14 protein-coding genes are annotated in these 19108 nt (G+C 75.7%); 5 read left to right on the top strand and 9 right to left on the bottom strand.

Translation table 11 applies throughout. From position 1 onward, the window contains the following. Nucleotides 1-337: 337 nt before the first annotated feature. On the top strand, nucleotides 338-1591 hold the full coding sequence (locus tag LO771_RS20330; protein ID WP_230654514.1) for a serine protease: 1254 nt from the start codon (nucleotides 338-340) through the stop codon (nucleotides 1589-1591). Here the strand turns inward: LO771_RS20330 and hflX are convergent. The 7 genes from hflX to miaB form a co-directional block, all read right to left on the bottom strand. Next, entirely contained in the window at nucleotides 1572-3107 is a 1536-nt protein-coding gene (gene hflX, locus LO771_RS20335; RefSeq protein WP_230654516.1) for a GTPase HflX, read from the bottom strand. The two genes, LO771_RS20330 and hflX, sit on opposite strands and share 20 nt — an antisense overlap. Nucleotides 3108-3170: 63 nt before the next feature. Next, a complete protein-coding gene (locus LO771_RS20340; protein WP_230654518.1) occupies nucleotides 3171-5786 on the bottom strand; it encodes a bifunctional (p)ppGpp synthetase/guanosine-3',5'-bis(diphosphate) 3'-pyrophosphohydrolase in 2616 nt (871 codons plus the stop codon). A gap of 154 nt (nucleotides 5787-5940) precedes the next feature. Next, nucleotides 5941-6858, bottom strand: a complete 918-nt coding sequence (dapF, locus tag LO771_RS20345; RefSeq protein ID WP_230654519.1) for a diaminopimelate epimerase — start codon at nucleotides 6856-6858, stop codon at nucleotides 5941-5943. 95 nt (nucleotides 6859-6953) lie between these two features. Next, nucleotides 6954-7472: a hypothetical protein gene (locus LO771_RS20350; RefSeq protein ID WP_230654521.1), complete on the bottom strand. Its 519-nt coding sequence runs from the start codon at nucleotides 7470-7472 to the stop codon at nucleotides 6954-6956. A gap of 306 nt (nucleotides 7473-7778) precedes the next feature. After that, nucleotides 7779-8783 (bottom strand): tRNA (adenosine(37)-N6)-dimethylallyltransferase MiaA, encoded by a 1005-nt coding sequence (gene miaA / locus LO771_RS20355; protein ID WP_308188959.1) that lies wholly within the window; start codon nucleotides 8781-8783, stop codon nucleotides 7779-7781. 127 nt (nucleotides 8784-8910) lie between these two features. Further along, nucleotides 8911-9636, bottom strand: a complete 726-nt coding sequence (locus tag LO771_RS20360; protein WP_230654523.1) for a hypothetical protein — start codon at nucleotides 9634-9636, stop codon at nucleotides 8911-8913. 157 nt (nucleotides 9637-9793) lie between these two features. Further along, nucleotides 9794-11281, bottom strand: coding sequence for a tRNA (N6-isopentenyl adenosine(37)-C2)-methylthiotransferase MiaB (gene miaB, locus LO771_RS20365; RefSeq protein ID WP_230654524.1), 1488 nt, complete (start codon nucleotides 11279-11281; stop codon nucleotides 9794-9796). A gap of 76 nt (nucleotides 11282-11357) precedes the next feature. On the opposite strand from miaB, the gene LO771_RS20370 reads away from it, so the two are divergent. Continuing rightward, entirely contained in the window at nucleotides 11358-12389 is a 1032-nt protein-coding gene (locus LO771_RS20370) for a TAXI family TRAP transporter solute-binding subunit (protein ID WP_230654526.1), read from the top strand. A 175-nt stretch (nucleotides 12390-12564) separates the two neighbouring features. Continuing rightward, entirely contained in the window at nucleotides 12565-14544 is a 1980-nt protein-coding gene (locus tag LO771_RS20375; protein WP_230654528.1) for a bifunctional serine/threonine-protein kinase/glutamate ABC transporter substrate-binding protein, read from the top strand. Nucleotides 14545-14627: 83 nt separating this feature from the next. Here LO771_RS20375 and LO771_RS20380 read toward each other — a convergent pair whose 3' ends face one another. Next, nucleotides 14628-16022, bottom strand: a complete 1395-nt coding sequence (locus tag LO771_RS20380) for a HAMP domain-containing sensor histidine kinase (RefSeq protein ID WP_230654529.1) — start codon at nucleotides 16020-16022, stop codon at nucleotides 14628-14630. 6 nt (nucleotides 16023-16028) lie between these two features. Further along, nucleotides 16029-16829 carry a response regulator transcription factor gene (locus LO771_RS20385; RefSeq protein WP_230654531.1) on the bottom strand — a complete coding sequence of 267 codons (801 nt, stop codon included), beginning with the start codon at nucleotides 16827-16829 and terminating at the stop codon, nucleotides 16029-16031. A gap of 475 nt (nucleotides 16830-17304) precedes the next feature. On the opposite strand from LO771_RS20385, the gene LO771_RS20390 reads away from it, so the two are divergent. Both LO771_RS20390 and LO771_RS20395 read left to right on the top strand, forming a co-directional pair. Continuing rightward, a complete protein-coding gene (locus LO771_RS20390; RefSeq protein ID WP_304944847.1) occupies nucleotides 17305-18078 on the top strand; it encodes an amino acid ABC transporter ATP-binding protein in 774 nt (257 codons plus the stop codon). 142 nt (nucleotides 18079-18220) lie between these two features. Then, nucleotides 18221-19108, top strand: a complete 888-nt coding sequence (locus tag LO771_RS20395) for a glutamate ABC transporter substrate-binding protein (protein WP_230654532.1) — start codon at nucleotides 18221-18223, stop codon at nucleotides 19106-19108.

Raw genomic sequence — 19108 nt, forward strand, 5'->3', positions numbered from 1 at the left:
GGGCAGCGTTTCCGAGCGGCGTAGCGGCGGCAGCGGCGCTGCCCGGACACGTCCGCGGGTTAGCTGGTAAGGCTTACCTTAGTTCGGTGACGGCGGGCAAGCGGCCGGCCACTCGAAGTGGTGATTCCGGCCGCCCGTTTCACCCCGGGGGGTGACGCGGCGAACCGCCGGCCGCGGGCGGCGCGTACAGGGGGCCCGGGCGGTCGTCACGTTTCGGTGACCGTCCGTCAGCGCCCGCAACCGGGGGGCGATGTGCCCCGTCGACCTCGGAGGTGGGAAAGTAGTGCCGCCCGACGACGGCGCGAGCCGTGTCTTGAACTCTGGGGGAACTGAGCTCATGTCACCCATACGCAGGGGGCCCCTGCGCCGCCGGACGACCCGCACCGGCACCGGCACCTCCCTCGCCGCCGCCGCCCTGGCAGGCGTCACCCTGCTCGGGGTGACCGCCTGCACCAGCGACGGGGGCTCGTCCGAGGCGGGCGGGAGCGTCACCGCCCGGGCGACGTCCGGGGCCGACGGGGGCCTGCCGGGGGACCTGGCCAGCGCGCTGCCGAGCGGCCTGCCCAGCGGCCTGCTCGACGGCCTGCCGAGCAGCCTGGACCAGTTGAAGAACTGGACGTTCGACGACTGGGACAAGTGGGCCCAGGACCACGTCTTCAACAACCCGGTGATCAAGGGCCTGTGGGACCCGCAGAAGATGAAGCAGGCCCGGCCCAAGGACCAGGCGCCCCCGGCGGACCCGCCGAACGACAACGGCAACGGCGGTACCGACAACGGGAGCGACCCGGAGCCCGCCCCGATCCGGGCGACGGCCGTGGAGCGCCCCTACACCAAGTTCGGCGCCGTCGGGAAGATCTTCTTCGACGAGCCCGAGGGCACGGCCGTCTGCTCGGGCACCGTGGTGAGCGACCCGGCGCACCCCGGGAAGAGCAACCTGGTGTGGACCGCCGGCCACTGCGTGCACGGCGGCAGGGGCGGCGACTGGTACAAGCACATCATGTTCGTGCCGGGCTACAACAGCTCGGGCGTGGGCAGCGGCGGGCAGCAGTCGCTGGACCGGGCGCTGGCCCCGCTCGGCCAGTGGTGGGCGGACGACATCGTCACCTCCCCGCAGTGGGCGGCCGAGGGGCCGCCGGCCACCCACGGCCCGGTGAACAAGTCCAGCCAGTACGACTTCGCGGTGCTGCGGGTGCACAACCCGCAGGGGGACGGCCGCTCGCTGGAGGAGACGGTCGGCAGCGCGATCCCGGTGTACTTCAACGCGCCGCGCACCGCCATGGCCCCGGTCGCCAACTGGGGCTACCCGGCCAAGGAGCCCTTCGACGGGCAGGAGCTGTACCGCTGCCGCAGCACGATCCCGCCGGTGCGGCTGTCCTTCGACACCAGCCGGCCGCCGATGCTCGTCATCGGCTGCACGATGACCGCCGGCTCCAGCGGCGGCGGCTGGTTCACCCGGATGCCGGACGGCAGGACGGGCCTGGTCAGCGACAACTCCATCGGCCCGGTGGACAACCCGACCTGGGAGGCCGGCCCGTACCTGGGCACGGTGGCCCAGAAGATGTTCGACTACTTCACGCGCAAGTCGTCCTGACCCGCGGGCACGGCGCGACGGCCACGGCGTACCGGCCCAGCTCGGCCGCCAGGTCCGCGGCGACCTTGGCCCGCAGCAGCGTGCCCTCGGCGGTGTGCTCGGTACCGGTGATCTCGCCCTCGGCGTGCACCCGGGAGACCAGGTCGCCGCGGGTGTACGGCACCAGGGCCTCGACCTCGATCGAGGGCCGCGGCAGCTCGTCCTCGACCAGCTTGAGCAGCTCGTCGATGCCCTGGCCGGTGCGGGCCGACACCACGATGGCGCGCGGCTCGCGGCGCAGCAGCCGCTGGAGCACCAGCGGGTCGGCGGCGTCGGCCTTGTTGACCACGACGATCTCCGGCACGTGCTGCGCCTCGACGTCGTTGATCACCTGGCGGACCGCCGCGAGCTGCGACTCCGGCTCGGGGTGCGAGCCGTCCACCACGTGCAGGATGAGGTCGGCGTCGGCGACCTCCTCCATGGTGGAGCGGAACGCCTCGACCAGGTGGTGCGGCAGGTGCCGGACGAAGCCCACGGTGTCGGCGATGGTGTAGACGCGGCCGCCCGGCGTGGTGGCGCGGCGCACGGTCGGGTCCAGGGTGGCGAACAGCGCGTTCTCCACCAGGACGCCCGCGCCGGTGAGCCGGTTGAGCAGGGACGACTTGCCGGCGTTGGTGTAGCCCGCGATGGCCACCGACGGCACCTGGTGGCGCCGGCGCTCCTGCCGCTTGGTGTCGCGGCCCTTCTTCATGTCGGCGATCTCGCGGCGGAGCCGGGCCATCTTGACGCGGATGCGCCGCCGGTCCGTCTCGATCTTGGTCTCACCGGGGCCTCGGGTGGCCATGCCGCCGCCCGAGGAGCCGGAGCCGCCGCCGCCCATCTGGCGGGACAGGGACTGGCCCCAGCCGCGCAGCCTGGGCAGCATGTACTGCATCTGGGCGAGCGAGACCTGCGCCTTGCCCTCCCGGGACTTGGCGTGCTGGGCGAAGATGTCGAGGATCAGGGCCGTCCGGTCGACGACCTTGACCTTCACGACGTCCTCGAGGTGGATCAGCTGGCCGGGCGTGAGCTCGCCGTCGCAGACGACGGTGTCGGCGCCGACGGCGGCGACGATGTCGCGGAGCTCCTTCGCCTTGCCCGAGCCGATGTAGGTGCCGGCGTCGGGCACGTCGCGGCGCTGGATCACACCGTCCAGCACCTGGGAGCCGGCCGTCTCGGCGAGGGCGGCGAGCTCGGCGAGGGAGGTCTCGGCCTCCTCCGCCGTGCCGTCCGTCCACACGCCGACGAGCACCACGCGCTCCAGGCGGAGCTGCCGGTACTCGACCTCCGTGACGTCCTGGAGCTCGGTGGAGAGGCCCGCGACACGGCGCAGGGCGGCGCGGTCGCTGCGGTCGTACTGGTCGCCGTCGAAGCCGTGGTCGAGGTCCTCGTCGATCCCCGCGAGGTCCTCGTCCATGAGGGCTGCCGCCCGGAGGTCCTCCGGGCGGCGAGCCGCGCGCCCGGTGGAGTGGTCGCGGTTGTCGAACGTGGAGGTCATCGTGTCCTTAGGGGTGCTGGAACGGATCTGCCGCCGGGATCGTGCCCGGCGTCTCGCCCGGCCTCACTCGGCACTCCTGGTGAACGCCGCGGCGGCGCCGCGGATTCCCGACGATGGTCGCACGCCCGGCGCCGCGGGGTCACCTGCATTTGCCCGGCGGCGGGTCCCGCCCGGGCCCGGCCGGTAGACGTCGTACACCCCCGAGACGCGCAGCATGGCCCGCATGAGGGGGGCCAGTGCGGCCGGGTCGGGCAGCTCGACGGTGTAGGTGTGGCGGACCCGCAGCTCCTGCGGGGGCTCCACGGCGGCGGAGACGATGCCGACGCCCTCGGCGGCGATGGCGGCGGTGAGGTCGGCGAGCAGGCGCGGACGGTTGAGGGCGTCCGCCAGCAGGGTGACCCGGTAGCCCCGGCGGCGCGGGCCGGAGGTCCAGCCGACCTCGACCGGCGTCCTCCCGGCGGCCCGCATCTGGCGGCCGGCGGGGCAGTCCCGCCGGTGGACGGCGACGGTGCCGCCCCGGATGGCGAAGCCGGTGACCCGGTCCGGGGGGACGGGGGTGCAGCAGCGCGCCAGCCGCACGGGGACGTCGGGGCGGCCGCGCACCTCCACCGGGCCCGCCGTGGGGGCGGCGGCGCCGGGCCCGCCGTCACGGCCGTCCCGGTCGGCGCCGCGGGCCGGGGCGGCGGGCGGCGGCCCGCCGTCGGCGGCGGGGGCCGGACCCTCCGTGGCCGGGCCGGCGGCGGGATCCTCCGCGGCGGGGGCCGGGTGGGCCGCCAGCCAGTGCTCGATGGCCAGCCGGGCGCGGGGGGTGCGGACGTGGCGGAGCCACTCCGGGGAGGGCCCGGAGGGCTCGCCGGGCCCGGGCTCGGTGAGCACGCCCACCACGTCGCCGTCGCCGAGCTGGGTGGAGAGGGCGGCCAGCCGCCCGTTGACCCGGGCGCCGATGCAGCGGTGGCCGACCTGCTCGCCGAGGGCGTACGCCGCGTCCACGCAGGTGGCGCCGGCCCGCAGGGTGAGGGTGGCGCCCTCCTCGGTGACGGCGGTGATCTCCCGGTCGTCGGAGAGGTCCGCGGTCAGGGTGGACCAGAAGGTGTCCGGGTCGGGGGTGTCGCGCTGCCAGTCCAGGAGGCGGGTGAGCCAGCCGGGGCGCGCCGGGTCGGTGCGGTCCAGCTCGTCGCGGTCGGGCTCGGTGCGGCCGGGCGCCTCCGGCCCGTCCGCATCCAGCCCGGACGGGGCGGGCGCGGACACGGCGGTCCCGGACCCGGCGGTCCCGGACCCGGCGGTCCCGTCCTCGGCCGGCCGGTCCCCCTCCGGGCCGCCGCCGGGGCCCTGCGGCTCCGGCTGGCGGGGGCTGCCGAGCGCGACCACGCCGAACTCGGCCACCCGGTGCATCCGCCGGGTGCGGACCAGCACCTCCACCACGTCGCCCCGCTCGTCCGCGACCGCGGTGTGCAGCGACTGGTACAGGTTGAACTTGGGTGCGGCCACGAAGTCCTTGAACTCGCCGGGCAGCGGCGTCCAGCAGGTGTGCAGCTCGCCGAGGGCGGCGTAGCAGTCGGCGTTCTCCTCCACCACGACCAGGACCCGCCCGAGGTCCGCGGGGCGCAGCTGCTGGGGGCGGCCGTCCGCCCCGGGGGCGGCGAGCCGCTTGAGCAGCACGCGGTGGACGGAGACGCAGTGCCGGGGCCGGACGGTGACCTCCGCCGCGACCCCCGTCTCGGCGAGCTGGCGGCGCAGCCGGGCGGCGAGGTCGGCGAGGGGCCCGGTGGAGGTGTCGGCGGCGGCGACCAGGGCGGCGGTGCGCCCGTACTCCTCCGGGTGGAGGGTCGCGAAGACGATGTCCTCCAGCTCCGTCTTGACGACCTGGATGCCGAGGCGCTCGGCGAGCGGGATGAGCACGTCGCGGGTGACCTTGGCGATCCGCACGCGGCTGGCGGGCTTCATGTGCCGGATGGTGCGCATGTTGTGCAGCCGGTCGGCCAGCTTGATGACCATCACCCGGACGTCGTTGCCGGTGGCCAGCAGCATCTTCCGGAAGGTCTCCGCCTCCGCCGCGGCGCCGAAGTCGACCTTCTCCAGCTTGGTGACGCCGTCGACGAGGTAGGCGACCTCCTCGCCGAAGTCCGCCCGGACCTGGTCCAGGGTCATCTCGGTGTCCTCCACGGTGTCGTGGAGGAGGGAGGCGACCAGGGTGGTGGTCTCGGCGCCCAGCTGGGCGAGGATCATGGTGACGGCGAGCGGGTGGGTGATGTAGGGCTCGCCGCTCTTGCGCGTCTGGCCGCGGTGGCCGGCCTCGGCGCTCAGGTAGGCCCGGCCGAGCAGGGCCAGGTCGGCGCGCGGGTGGTGGGCCCGGTGGGCGCGGACGATGGGCTCGATCGCGTCGGGGAGCGGGGGCCGGCCGGTGGCCAGCAGGGCGGCGCGGCCGGCCCTGCCGAGGGCGGCCCGTCCGAGGCGGCGGACGGTCCTCGGGACCCCGGCGGCCGCGGCCCGGCCCGGGGGCTCCTGCACCGCGACCCGCTCCGCCGGGGCCGGGCGCGGGGAGGCCTCCGGGGAGGCCTGCCTCGGGGCGGGTTCGCGGAAGGGCGGCTGCCGGGTCGGCGGCTCCTGGGCGGGGGGCTGCCGCGGGGGCGTGGTCGGGGCGTGCGCGTCGGCCGACGGATCACCGGCTCGAATGGTCATGGGCACCTCCGGCAGCGAACACCGGAGCGCGTCCCGACCCCGGTGGTCCATGCTACCGAGCCCATCACGGCAGGCGACGGTTCACCTGCGGAGCGTCAGAACAATCACCCGATAGGGGGGATTCAACGGAAGCGGCGCTGGGGAGCGGGACCGCTCAGGCCGTCGCGGCCAGCCAGTCGGGGAGGATGACGCCCTCGGCCACGATCACCGCGGGACCCGTCATCTCCACCCGGCCGTCGGGGTGCTCGGTGATCACCAGCCGGCCGCCGGGCACGTCGACCGTGCAGGTCGCGGACCGGCCGGTGACGGCGGGGTCGGCGCCGTCGCGGCGCGCGACGGCCACGGCGACGGCACAGGCCCCGGTGCCGCAGGAGCGGGTCTCGCCGGACCCGCGCTCGTGGACCCGCATGGCCACGTGGGCCGGACCGCGGTCCACGACGAACTCCACGTTGACGCCGTCGGGGTAGGCCCCGTCCGGGGCGACCGAGGGGGCGGTCAGCAGGTCGCCCGCGTGGCCGAGGTCCTCGACGAAGGCCACGGCGTGCGGGTTGCCCATGTTGACGTTGCGGGCGGGCCAGCGGCGGCCGCCGACGGACACCTCGACGGACTCCGGTCCGGGCAGCACGGCGCGGCCCATGTCCACGGTGACGTCCCCGGGGCGGCCGTCCGGCCCGTCCTCGGCGACGTGCGCCCGGCGCACCCCGGCCCGGGTGGCGACGGCCAGGTCGCCGGGCTTGGCGTGGCCGGCGTGGACCAGGTAGCGGGCGAAGACCCGGACGCCGTTGCCGCACATCTCGGCGACGGAGCCGTCGGCGTTGCGGTAGTCCATGAACCACTCGGCGTCGCCCGCGAGCGCCGCGGCCTCCGGGTGGGCGGCGGAGCGGACCACCCGGAGCAGGCCGTCGCCGCCGATGCCGGCGCGGCGGTCGCACAGCCGGGCGACCTGGGCCGGGCCGAGGTCGAGCACGCCGTCCGGGTCCGGCACGATCACGAAGTCGTTCTCGGTGCCGTGGCCCTTGAGGAAGGCCGGTCCGTCGGAGGTCGGGGTCGCACCCGGGGTGTGGTCGCTCACGGTGCCAGCGTACGGGTTCGCCCCGGTGCAGGTCGCGGCGGTGCGGGTCGCGGCGGGACAGGACCGGCGGGGCGGGCGGAGGCGCGGGGCGGGCGTCAGCCGCGCAGCAGGGCGACGCGCCACACGGCGAGACCGACGGCGGCGAGCCCGACCAGGGTGTACGCGGCCAGGGGCCGCCAGCCCGCCCGCTCGCCGGAGCCGCGCCGCGGCAGGCCGGGCCAGGTGTAGCCGACCCGCCGGGCCGCCATCGCACCCCAGCCGACCGAGGCCGACGTCAGCAGCAGCCCGAGCATCCCGACGACGGCGCCGCCGCCGCCCGACTCGAAGGCGAGCGGGAAGGCGAACATGAGCGAGCCGAGGATGCCGACCACCGCGATCGGCAGCGTCTGCCACCAGCGGAGCCGCCGCCTGGGCCGGATCTCGCGCTCGTGGACCACGCCGTCCGGCGGGGCGGCGGCGGTGCCGCCGATCAGCTCCAGGCCGCCGGCGAAGGGGTCCTGCGGATCCAGCGGGGCGAGCGGCGTCCCGCCGATCCGGTCGGGGAGGGCGGCGCGCAGTCCCGCGGCGGGGGCGTCCAGCCTCCGGTCCGCTTCGGGGCCGGTACCCGTCGACACGCGGCCTCCCCGGACATTCGACGCATGGTGCGACAAGAGATCGTCACCCTGATGTGGTCGATGATGGCACGCCCCCGGGTGGTCACCGCGCGTCACACGAGGTCCTCGGGTGATCCGTGGCCATCACGTGATCCAGCCGTGACCGCGGTGTCCCTCTGCACCTGCACATGCGCCCTGCGTATGCACCGGCCGCCCCGGACGCACGCCGTGCGCGGCGCACGCGCCGGAGGCCGGACCGGCCGGCGCGCGGCCCGCCCGGCGCCGTGTCCGGCGCCGGGCGGGGCCGTCCCCGGTCCCGGCGCCGCGTCAGGCCGGTCCTGCGTCAGACCCCGCGCCGTGTCGGGCCCGGACCAGCTCCAGCGCGCGCCGCAGCAGGTCGCCCGGGTCGGAGCCGGTCCCGCCCGGCAGCCAGTGGATCCGCGGGTCGCGGCGGAACCAGGACTCCTGGCGGCGGGCGAAGCGCCGGGTGGCGCGGACGGTCTCCTCGCGGGCTTCGTCCTCCCCGCACTCCCCCGCGAAGTGGGCCAGCACCTGCTGGTAGCCCAGCGCCCGCGAGGCGGTGCGGCCCTCCCGCAGGCCCGCCGCCTCCAGCGTGCGGACCTCGTCGAGCAGGCCGGCCTCCCACATCCGGTCGACCCGCAGCGCGATCCTGGCGTCCAGCTCCGGGCGGGGCACCGCCACACCGAGCTGCACGGTGTCGTAGGCCGAGGTGTGGCCGGGGAGGCTGGCGGTGAAGGGGCGCCCGGTGATCTCGACGACCTCCAGGGCCCGCACGACGCGGCGGCCGTTGCTCGGCAGGATGGCCTCGGCGGCGGCCGGGTCGAGGGCGGCGAGCCGGGCGTGGAGCGTCCCGGAGCCGTGCTGCTCCAGCTCGGCCTCCAGCCGCTCCCGCACCCGCGGGTCGGTGCCGGGGAACTCCATCACGTCGACGGCGGCCCGGACGTACAGCCCGGACCCGCCCACCAGCACCGGGGTGCGGCCCGCGGCGAGCAGCCGGTCGACGACGGCTCGGGCCAGCCGCTGGTACTCGGCGACGCTCGCGGCCTCGGTGACGTCCCAGACGTCGAGGAGGTGGTGCGGGACGCCGCGGCGCTCCTCGGGGGTGAGCTTGGCCGTGCCGATGTCCATGCCCCGGTAGAGCTGCATGGAGTCGGTGTTGACGACCTCGCCGCCCAGTTCGCGGGCGAGCGCGACGGCCAGGTCGGACTTGCCGGCGGCGGTCGCGCCGACGACGGCGACGACCCTGGGCTGCGCGGACGGGCCGCCGGGGGCGGCGGGAGCGGCGGGACGGGCGGGGGTGGGGCTGGTCACGCACCCAGTTTCGCAGGCCGCGGGGGATGGTCGGCCCGGGTGGGCGCCGCTCCGCGGGGGCGGCGGGCGCAGCGACGGCGCCGGACCCGGACAGGGCGCTCCAGCACGGACCCGGCGGCGTCCCGCGTCAGGTCCAGGCCGCGACCAGGTAGCCGACCCCGTAGGGCGCCTCGTCGTACAGCAGGCGGCCGCCGAGCCCGGCGCCCCCGGCCGCGCCCGCCAGCACCTGCCAGGGCGCGCGCCCGGCGGCCATCAGCTCGGCCGCGCGGTCCGGCGGCAGCGCGGCCAGGGCGGCGGTGTCGGCGGCGGCGAGGGCACGGGCCGCTGCGGCGTCGAAGGCCTCCGCCCGCTCGTCGAGGTAGCCCGGGGCCTTGAGCGAGCGGCGGGCGCTGCCGTCGCCGAGCACCAGGAGCGCGGTGCGGGGCGCGGCCTGCGCCAGCTCCGCCCCGAGGCGCAGGCAGGCGCCGGGGTCCTCGTCCGGCCGCACGCACCTGGCCTCGCAGGGGCCCGTCCACCCGGCCCGCTCCAGCAGCCAGGCGCCCACGGCCACCGACGCGGTGAGCTCGCCCCACACGCCGTCGCCGGGGTCCCGGCCCAGGCCGAGGCGGACGGTGCGGTCCACCCCGTAGCGGCGGAAGGAGCCCCGGGCACCCCAGGGGAAGGAGTTGCGCCAGTCGCCGTCGTCGCTGTCCGTGGTGCCGACGACCCAGAGCCGGTCGGGCCGGGCCTCGGCCACGGCGCGCAGCGCCCGGTCGCAGGCGTCGCGCAGCGCGTCCAGCTCCGGGGCGGCGCCGGCGGCGACCTCGGGCACGAGCAGCGGCGGGCAGGGGCAGACGGCGGCGGCGACCAGCATGATCCGCACTCTAGCCGGGCGGTGCGGCGCCGGGCACGGCGCGGGGCGGCGGGAACGCCGCGCGGCGGGGCGCCGCGCGGCGCGGGGTGCGGGAACGGCGCGGGCCCGGCGGGGCGTCGTCCGCCCGCCGGGCCCGTGCGCACGGGTGCCGGTGCCGTCAGTCGCAGCCGCAGGCGCCGCCGGGCGCGGCGGGCAGCGGGGCCGGGACGCCGACGGTGGGCAGGCCCAGCATCACCCCGGCGGGCGCGGCGGCCGGGGCCGCGTGGCGCCGTTCCCAGGCGTCGCCCGCGCGGGTCCGGCGCACCGCGAGCGGGGCGCCCTCGGCCAGCAGGTGGTGCGGGGCGGCATAGGTGACCTCGACGGTGACCATGTCGCCCGGGCGCGGGGCGGTCCCCTCGGGCCGGGTGAAGTGCACCAGGCGGTTGTCGGGGGCGCGGCCGGAGAGCCGCTCGGTGCGGTCGTCCTTGCGGCCCTCGCCCTCGGCGACGAGGACCTCCAGGGTGCGTCCGAGCTGCTTCCTGTTCTCCGCCCAGGAGATCTCCTCCTGGAGGGCGACCAGCCGCTCGTAGCGCTCCTGGACGACCTCCTTCGGGATCTGGCCGTCCATCTCCGCGGCCGGGGTGCCTGGACGCTTGGAGTACTGGAAGGTGAAGGCCTGGGCGAAGCGGGCCTCGCGGACCACGTGCAGGGTCTGCTCGAAGTCCTCGTCGGTCTCCCCGGGGAAACCCACGATGATGTCGGTGGAGAGGGCGGCGTCCGGCATGGCGGCGCGGACCTTCTCGATGATGCCGAGGTAGCGGTCCTGCCGGTAGGAGCGGCGCATGGCGCGCAGCACGGTGTCGGAGCCGGACTGCAGCGGCATGTGGAGCTGGTGCATCACGTTGGGCGTCTCCGCCATGGCGGCGATGACGTCGTCGGTGAAGTCGCGCGGGTGCGGCGAGGTGAAGCGGACGCGCTCCAGGCCGTCGATCCGCCCGCAGGCGCGCAGCAGCTTGGAGAACGCCTCGCGGTCGCCGATGTCGGAGCCGTAGGCGTTGACGTTCTGGCCGAGCAGGGTGACCTCGACGACGCCCTCGGCGACCAGCGCCTCGACCTCGGCGAGGACGTCGCCGGGCCGGCGGTCCTTCTCCTTGCCGCGCAGCGCGGGGACGATGCAGAAGGTGCAGGTGTTGTTGCACCCGACGGAGATGGCGACCCACGCGGCGTACGCGGACTCGCGCCGGGAGGGCAGCGTGGAGGGGAAGGTGTCCAGCGACTCCAGGATCTCCACCTGGGCCTCGGACTCCACCCGGGCGCGCTCCAGCAGCGCCGGCAGGTGGCCGATGTTGTGGGTGCCGAAGACCACGTCGACCCAGGGGGCCCTGCGGACGATGGTGTCCCGGTCCTTCTGGGCCAGGCAGCCGCCGACGGCGATCTGCATCCCCGCCCGGTTCGCCTTGACGGGGGCGAGCCGCCCCAGGTTGCCGTACAGCCGGTTGTCGGCGTTCTCCCGCACCGCGCAGGTGTTGAAGACGACGACGTCGGGGCTGCCGTCCTGGTCGGCCTTGACGTAGCCGGCGTCCTCCAGGAGGCCCGACAGCCGCTCGGAGTCGTGGACATTCATCTGGCACCCGTAGGTGACCACTCGGTAGGTTCGCGCGCTCATCTCAGGGCCAAGGGTACGCGCCCCGGGCTCCCCGCCGCCCCTCCCCTCCGGAGGCCGCGGATGGCAGGATCCGGGCATGGCCGACTCCGCAGCACGCCCGCTCCCCCGCCTGGCCGCGGCGGTCCGCAGCCGTGCCTCGTCCCGGCTGTGGCGCGCGGGCACGGCGCTGGCCGTCGTCGCCTCCCTCCTGCTGGGGTGGTGGCTGTCCGCCCCCGAGGCGCCGTCCTACCCGCGGGGCACCGTCGGCTTCGCGACCGGGGTGCCGCGCGGTGTGTACCAGAAGTACGGGACGATGCTGCGGGCGTACGTGCGCACCGCGATGCCGGGGGTGGACCTGCGGCTGGACGCGTCGGAGGGCTCCCCGGACAACCTGGAGCGGGTGGCGACCGGGCGGGACTCCTTCGCCATCGCCACCGCGGACGCCGTGGCCGTCTACGACGGGCCCGGGAGGGAGCGGCTGCGGGCGATCGCCCGGCTGTACGACGACTACCTGCAGCTGGTGGTGCCGGCCGGCTCGCCGGTGCGCAGGGCGGCGGACCTCAGGGGGCTGAGGGTCGGCGTGGGCCAGCCGCAGTCCGGGGTGTCGCTGGTGACCAAGCGGCTGCTGAGGGCTGCAGAACTGGACCCCGCCCGGGACATCACGCCGATGCCGATGGGTATCGGCGCCGCGGCCGACGCCCTGCGGGACGGGCGGATCGACGCCTTCTTCTGGTCCGGGGGCCTGCCGACCGGGGCGGTGGAGGACCTCTCCCGCCAGATGCGGATCAGGCTGGTGCCCCTCGGCGAGCTGGCCGGGGCGCTGCACCAGGGCGGCGACGACGGCTCGGAGGCGTACCGGGCCGCGGTGATGCCCGCCGACGCCTATCCGCTGGCGATCGCCCCGGGGAAGCCGGTGCCGACAGTGGCCGTGGCCAACCTGATGATCACCCGTGACGACACCGACACCTCCCTGGTCCAGCGGATGACCCAGGCGGTGGTCGGCAGCCGGGACGCGATCGGGGCCCAGGTGCACGCCGCGCAGCTGATGGACCTGCGGACGGCCGTGTACACCGCCCCGCTGCCGCTGCACGAGGGGGCGCGCCGCTACTACGCCTCCGTGAAGCCCTGAGCCGCCCGCGGGTCGCGCACCGCCGCGCGGGACGCCGTATTCGACCGGTTCCTCCCGGCGTTCCCCGGACGGGAGGGGAGGGGAGATGGTCCCGCCCGGCCGGGCCCCCTAACCTGATCCCCTGAACGGCTGAACGGCTGAACGGCCGGACGGCACTCGAGCCAGGGGGCGGGGCATGCAGACCGGGGGTGGACCCGACGGCGAGGAGCGCGCGCAGGGCGCGCCCGCCGGGCGGGAGCAGGAGGACGGCCCCCGGGCCGCCGACCGGGACGGGGCCGAGGGGCACCCGGGACGCCTGATCGACAACCGCTACGAGCTGCAGCGCCGCCTGGGCCGGGGCGGCATGGGGGTGGTCTGGGAGGCCAGGGACACCCGGCTGCACCGGCAGGTGGCGGTCAAGGAGCTGCTCTTCCGGGGCGCCGTGGACCCCGAGACGCAGGCCCAGTGGGTGGAGCGCGCCCGCCGCGAGGCGCAGGCCATCGCCCGGATCGGCCACGAGCACGTGGTGACGGTGTACGACGTGACCGAGGCCGACGGCCAGGTGTGGATCGTGATGGAGCAGGTCGACCCGCGCTCCCTGGCGGACCTGCTGCGGGCCAACGGGCGGCTGCCGCTGCAGGACGCGGCCCGGATCTGCCTGGAGGTGCTGCGCGGGCTGCGGGCGGTGCACGCCGCCGGGGTGCTGCACCGCGACGTCAAGCCGCACAACGTCCTCTTCCGGCGCGACGGCCGCGCGGTGCTGATGGACTTCGGCATCGCCACCTTCGAGGGCGCCGCCCAGGTGACCCGGCTGCACGAGACCGTGGGCACGCCCGCCTACCTGGCGCCGGAGCTGGCCGTCCCGTCCGACCGGCGTCCGCCCGGCCCGGCGAGCGACCTGTGGTCGCTCGGCGTGGCCCTGTACGAGATGGTCGAGGGCAGGCTGCCGTTCCGCGGCGCGACCCCGTACGAGGTGCTGCTGGCCGTCCGCGAGGAGGAGCCCCCGCCGCCGGTGCACGCCGGTCCGCTGGGGCCGCTGCTGGCGGGGCTGCTGGCCAAGGACCCGGCGGACCGGACGACCGCGGACCGGGCCGAGGAGCTGCTGCGCCACGTGGTGCAGGACACCCCGGCGACGCCCTCCTCGCTCGACCTGCGGACCTGGCGCCTGGTCGGGTCGGACACCGGCACCGGCGACGGGGGCGGGGGCGGCGGGGCCGGTTCCGGGGGTGCCCGCCGGGACGGCGGCCCCGCCGAGCCCGGCCCCGGCGGGGACCGGCCGGTCCGGCGGGCGTGGTGGCGGGACCGGCGGCTGCGGCTGCCGGCGCTGGCGGTCGTGCTCGCCCTGGTGGCGGGCGCGGCCTGGCTCGGCCACCGCGGCCGGGACGCGCAGGACGACCTGGCGGACTCCCCGACGATGGTGCAGGCGCGCCAGCGCGGCATGCTGGTCATCGGCGTCAAGCAGGACCAGCCGGGGCTGGGCGTGCTCAAGGACGCGCGCCGGAACCTCTACCAGGGCTTCGACGTGGACATGGCCTCGTACATCGCCCGGGACCTCGGGTTCGGGGCGTCCCGGGTGCGCTTCGTCACCGTGAACACCCTCAGCCGGGAGCTGATGCTGCAGAACGGCTCGGTGGACCTGGTGGTGGCCAGCTACAGCATGACGCCGGAGCGGGCCCGGGAGGTGACCTTCGCCGGACCGTACTACCTGACGGGGCAGGACTTCCTGCTCCGCACCGACCAGACCGGCGTGCAGGGCGCGGAGGACCTGGCCGGCCGCACGGTGTGCACGGCCCGCGGATCGACCCCCGGGGAGCGGCTGGCGAAGTACTACCCCGCCATCAGGGTGGCGTACCGCAACAGCTACCAGCAGTGCGTCAAGGACCTGCTGGCCCGCCGGGTGGACGCGGTCTCGACCGACGAGATCATCCTGGCCGGCTACCAGGAGCAGTACCGCGGCCGGCTGCAGTTGCTGGACGCCCCCTTCGGATCGGAGGCGTACGGCGTCGGCATGGCGCTGGGCGACGAGGCGATGCGGCGCCGGGTCTGCGCGTCGATCGACCGCTACGTCGACAGCGGCGCCTGGCACGCCTCGTGGAAGCGGTGGCTGGAACCGCTGGGCCTGCTGCAGCCGAGGCCGGGCACCTGCTCCGACCAGACCTGGCGGAACGCCGGCTGACGCGGCGCGGGCGCGGCGGGACGGCGTGGCCGGGGGCGATGTCCCGGGGGGGCGGCCGGTGTCCCGGGGCCGGCGGTCCGGCCTCAGTCCGCCGTGCGGCGCGGGGCGGTCAGGGTCACCCGCAGCCCCGTCGGCTCGCCCGGGCCGAACTCCAGCGCCCCGCCGGTGGCCGCCAGCAGGGTGCGGGCGATGGAGAGGCCGAGGCCGGACCCGTCGACGTTCTGGTGGCGGGGGCTGCGCCAGAAGCGGTCGCCGATCCGTGCCAGCTCCTCGTCGGTCAGTCCGGGCCCGCCGTCCGCCACGGTGACGGCGACGTCGTCGCCGCGCAGGGCCACCGACACCCGTACCGGCTCCCCGCGGGGGGTGAACTTCAGCGCGTTGTCGACCACCGCGTCCAGCGCGCTGCCGAAGCCGACGGGGTCCGTCCAGCCCAGGGCCATCGGCGGCCCCTCCCAGGCCAGCTCCACACCGCGCTGCCCGGCGACCGGCCGCCAGGCGTCCACCCGCCCCAGCGCCAGCCTGACCAGGTCGGTGCGGACCGCCTCGGGGCGGGCGTGCTCGGCGGTGGCGAGCCCCAGCAGGTCGTCGAGGACGCGGGCCAGGCGGCGGCCCTCCTCGCGCACCGCGGCCAGCTCCTCCTCGTGGCCCTCGGGCAGTTCCAGGCCCAGCAGCTCGATCCGCAGCATGAGCGCGGCCAGCGGGTTGCGCAGCTGGTGGGAGGCGTCGGCGACGAAGTCCCGCTGGCGCTGCATGGACAGCTCCACGTGGTCGGCCATCTCGTTGAAGGACCCGGCGAGGCGGCGCAGCTCCGGGGGGCCGCCGGCGGGGGCGACGCGGGCGTTCATCCGTCCGGTGGCGATCTCGTGGGTGGCCCGGTCGAGGACCCGCACGGGACGCAGCACCCAGCCGGTGAGGCGGACGGAGGCCAGCACGGCGAGGGTCATGGCGGCGGCCTCGCCGGCGCCCAGCAGCAGCCAGCGGCGCAGGATCCGGGCGCGCAGCGCGCCGGTGGGCGAGTCGGTGTAGACCACGGCCACCACGTCGCCGTCGCGGACCACCGGGGAGGCGACCGTCAGGGTGCGGTCGTCCGACCAGGGCCAGACCTGCGGGGGGTTGTGGCTGCGTCGGCCGTCGAGCGCCTCCTGGAACGGCTCGCTCCGGGGGCCGTCCTCCTGGCTCCACCAGCGGCCCGGGGAGACGGCGAGGGCGCGTCCGCTGCGGGAGAAGACCCCGGCCCGGATGCCGTACACCTCGCTGTACCGGACGACCTCGGCACGCAGGACGTCCAGCGGGGCGGAGTCCCCGCTGTCGGCGGGGACGTACTGGGCGAGGCCCGCGAAGCGGGCGGAGTCGTCGATCCGGTCGACGACGACGCGCTGCTGCTCGGCGGCGGCCTCGGCGGCGGCGAGGGGCACGCCGAGGGCGGCCAGGACGCCGGCCATCAGGGAGAGGAGGATGCCGAGGAGGCGGGTGCGCATGACGGGTCAGCGGCCGCTTCCGGGGGCCGAGGGCGGGGCCGCCGGGTTCCGGGCCGCCGCGGGCGGGGCGGGCGGGGCGGGCGGCCCGTCCGGGGGCTCGGGGACCAGCCGGTAGCCGACGCCGCGCACCGTCTCCACCAGCGCCGGCAGCGCGAGCTTGGCGCGCAGCGAGGCGACGTGGACCTCCAGGGTGCGGCCGTTGCCCTCCCAGCCGCTGCGCCACACCTCGCTGAAGATCTGCTCCCGCCGGTAGACGACGCCGGGGTGCTGGGCGAGGAGCGCCAGCAGGTCGAACTCCTTGCGGGTGAGCGGGACCTCGCGGCCCTCCACGGTCACCCGGCGGCACTCCCGGTCGATGGCGATGCCCCGGGCCGCCAGCGGACCGGCCTCGGCGGCCCGGTCGGCGGAGGGCGGCGCGCCGGCGCGGTCGGCGGGCGGCGCGGAGCCGCGGCGGGCGACGGCGTGGATGCGGGCGAGCAGCTCGCCCATGTCGTACGGCTTGGTGACGTAGTCGTCGGCGCCGAGGTTGAGGCCGTGGATGCGGGACCGGGTGTCGGCGCGCGCGGTGACCATGATCACGGGCACCCCGCTGGAGTCCCGGATCCGGCTGCACACCTCGAAGCCGTCGCGGTCGGGCAGGCCGAGGTCGAGCAGCACCACGCGGTAGGGCTCCGCGCCGTCGGGCACGAGCGCGTCGAGCGCCTCACTGCCGCTGCGGGCGTGGCGCACCTGGAAGCCGTGCCTGCCGAGTACGGCCACCAGGGCGGCCGCCACGCGGTCGTCGTCCTCGACGAGGAGCAGGCGCATCCCGCTCTCCCCTTCCGCCCGGGTTCCCTCACGGCGCCGTCCGGCTCCGTGCCGTCCGGACCCGTCCGTGTCGCTGTCGGTGTCCGTGTCGCTGTCGCTCTGTCCATGTCGCTTCGGCAGGCCGCCGCGGTTCCCTGAATCCACGCCCAGGCCACCCGTCCGGGTCAACCCCGATCCGGTGAACCCGCAGGTACCGTTATTGACCTGGAACCTTGCCGACGGCGCCGTCCGCCACCTGCGGGGAGGCCCCCCGTGTCCCGATCGTGATCCTCAAGTTCCGCTCAGATCTGCTGACGGAGCGTCGCACGCGCTCCTATGGTCGCCCCACCGGGGCTGCGGACTCCGCCGGTCCGCGCCCCGGCTGAACAGCCGGTACGGCCGGACGGTCGGCACGGCCGGGCAGCCGGTACGGCCGGCGGGGAACGGGCAGCCGGCGGAAGCAGCCGGCAGGACGGCGAGAAGGAGCAGTGTGCGCATGACCGAGGCCGCCACCTCCGGGACCACCGCCGGGGCCGACGCCCTGGTGTCGCTGAAGGGCGTGAACAAGCACTTCGGTGCCCTGCACGTGCTCCAGGACGTCGACCTGGAGATCGCCGCGGGCGAGGTGGTCGTGGTGATCGGCCCGTCCGGCTCCGGCAAGTCCACCCTCTGCCGCACGATCAACAGGCTGGAGACGGTCGACTCCGGCACCATCACCGTGGACGGCCGGCCGCTGCCCGCCGAGGGCCGGGAGCTGGCCCGGCTGCGCGCCGAGGTCGGCATGGTGTTCCAATCCTTCAACCTCTTCGCGCACCGCACGGTGCTGGAGAACGTCGTCATGGGCCAGGTCAAGGTGCGGAAGGTGCCGCGCGACCAGGCCGAGGCGAAGGCCCGGACGCTGCTGGACCGGGTCGGCGTCGGCGCCCAGGCCGACAAGTACCCGGCGCAGCTCTCCGGCGGCCAGCAGCAGCGCGTCGCCATCGCCCGCGCCCTGGCCATGGACCCCAAGGTGATGCTCTTCGACGAGCCCACCTCCGCCCTGGACCCCGAGATGATCAACGAGGTCCTGGAGGTGATGCGGCAGCTGGCCGCCGAGGGCATGACCATGATCGTGGTCACCCACGAGATGGGCTTCGCGCGCTCCGCCGCCAACCGGGTCGTCTTCATGGCCGACGGGCGCATCGTCGAGGAGAACACCCCGGAGGCCTTCTTCACCGCGCCCCGCAGCGACCGGGCCAAGGACTTCCTGTCGAAGATCCTCCACCACTGAACCGGGCCGCGGCCGCCCTTCCGCCCCGATCCCGCCCCCTCCCGCCCCCTCCCGTCCGCTCCCGCACCCTGCCGCCGAGCAGGCCGACGCCCGCTCCCCGTGGCCGGGGGCCGGGCGAGACCCCGCCAAGGAGAGAACCCGCATGAGGACTCGTCGCACCGCCGCGGCCGCACTGGCCGTGCTCGCCCTGACCGCCGTCGCCGCGTGCGGCAAGGAGGGGTCGCCGAACGGCGACAGCTCGGGCCCCGCCTCCTCGTACGAGGTGAAGAAGGACGTCTCGGTCTCCGGCTCCCCCACCTTCGACGCAGCGAAGAAGCGCGGCAAGCTGATCGTCGGCGCCAAGGCCGACCAGCCGAACCTCGGCTTCGAGGACGTCGCCAACGGCACCCGCACCGGCTTCGACATCGAGATCGCCAAGATGATCGCCGCCGACCTGGGCTTCCCCGCCGACAAGGTGGAGTTCAAGACCGTCCCGTCGACCAACCGCGAGACGGCGATCTCCGGCGGCGAGGTCGACTACTACGTCGGCACCTACACCATCAACGACGACCGCAAGCAGAAGGTCTCCTTCGCCGGCCCGTACTACGTCGCCGGCCAGGACCTGCTGGTCGCCAAGGACAACACGGACATCACCGGCCCCGAGGCCACCAAGGGCAAGAAGGTCTGCTCGGCGACCGGCTCGACCTCCATCGAGCGGATCAAGAAGTACGGCGCGCAGATCGTCGCCTTCGACACCTACTCGCAGTGCGTCGACAAGCTGCTCGACGGCTCGGTGGACGCCGTCACCACCGACGACGCCATCCTCAAGGGCTACGCCGCCAAGTACGAGGGCAAGCTCAAGGTCGTCGGCAAGCCGTTCTCCCAGGAGCCCTACGGCGTCGGCCTCAACAAGGACGACAAGGCGCTGCGCGACGCGATCAACAACGCGATCGAGGCGCACGAGAAGAACGGCGACTGGAAGAAGGCGTACGACGCGACGCTCGGCAAGTCCGGGTCGACCGCCACGCCCCCGCAGCTCGCCCGCTACTGA

The sequence above is a fragment of the Streptacidiphilus sp. ASG 303 genome, from assembly GCF_020991365.1.
Lineage (GTDB): Bacteria > Actinomycetota > Actinomycetes > Streptomycetales > Streptomycetaceae > Peterkaempfera.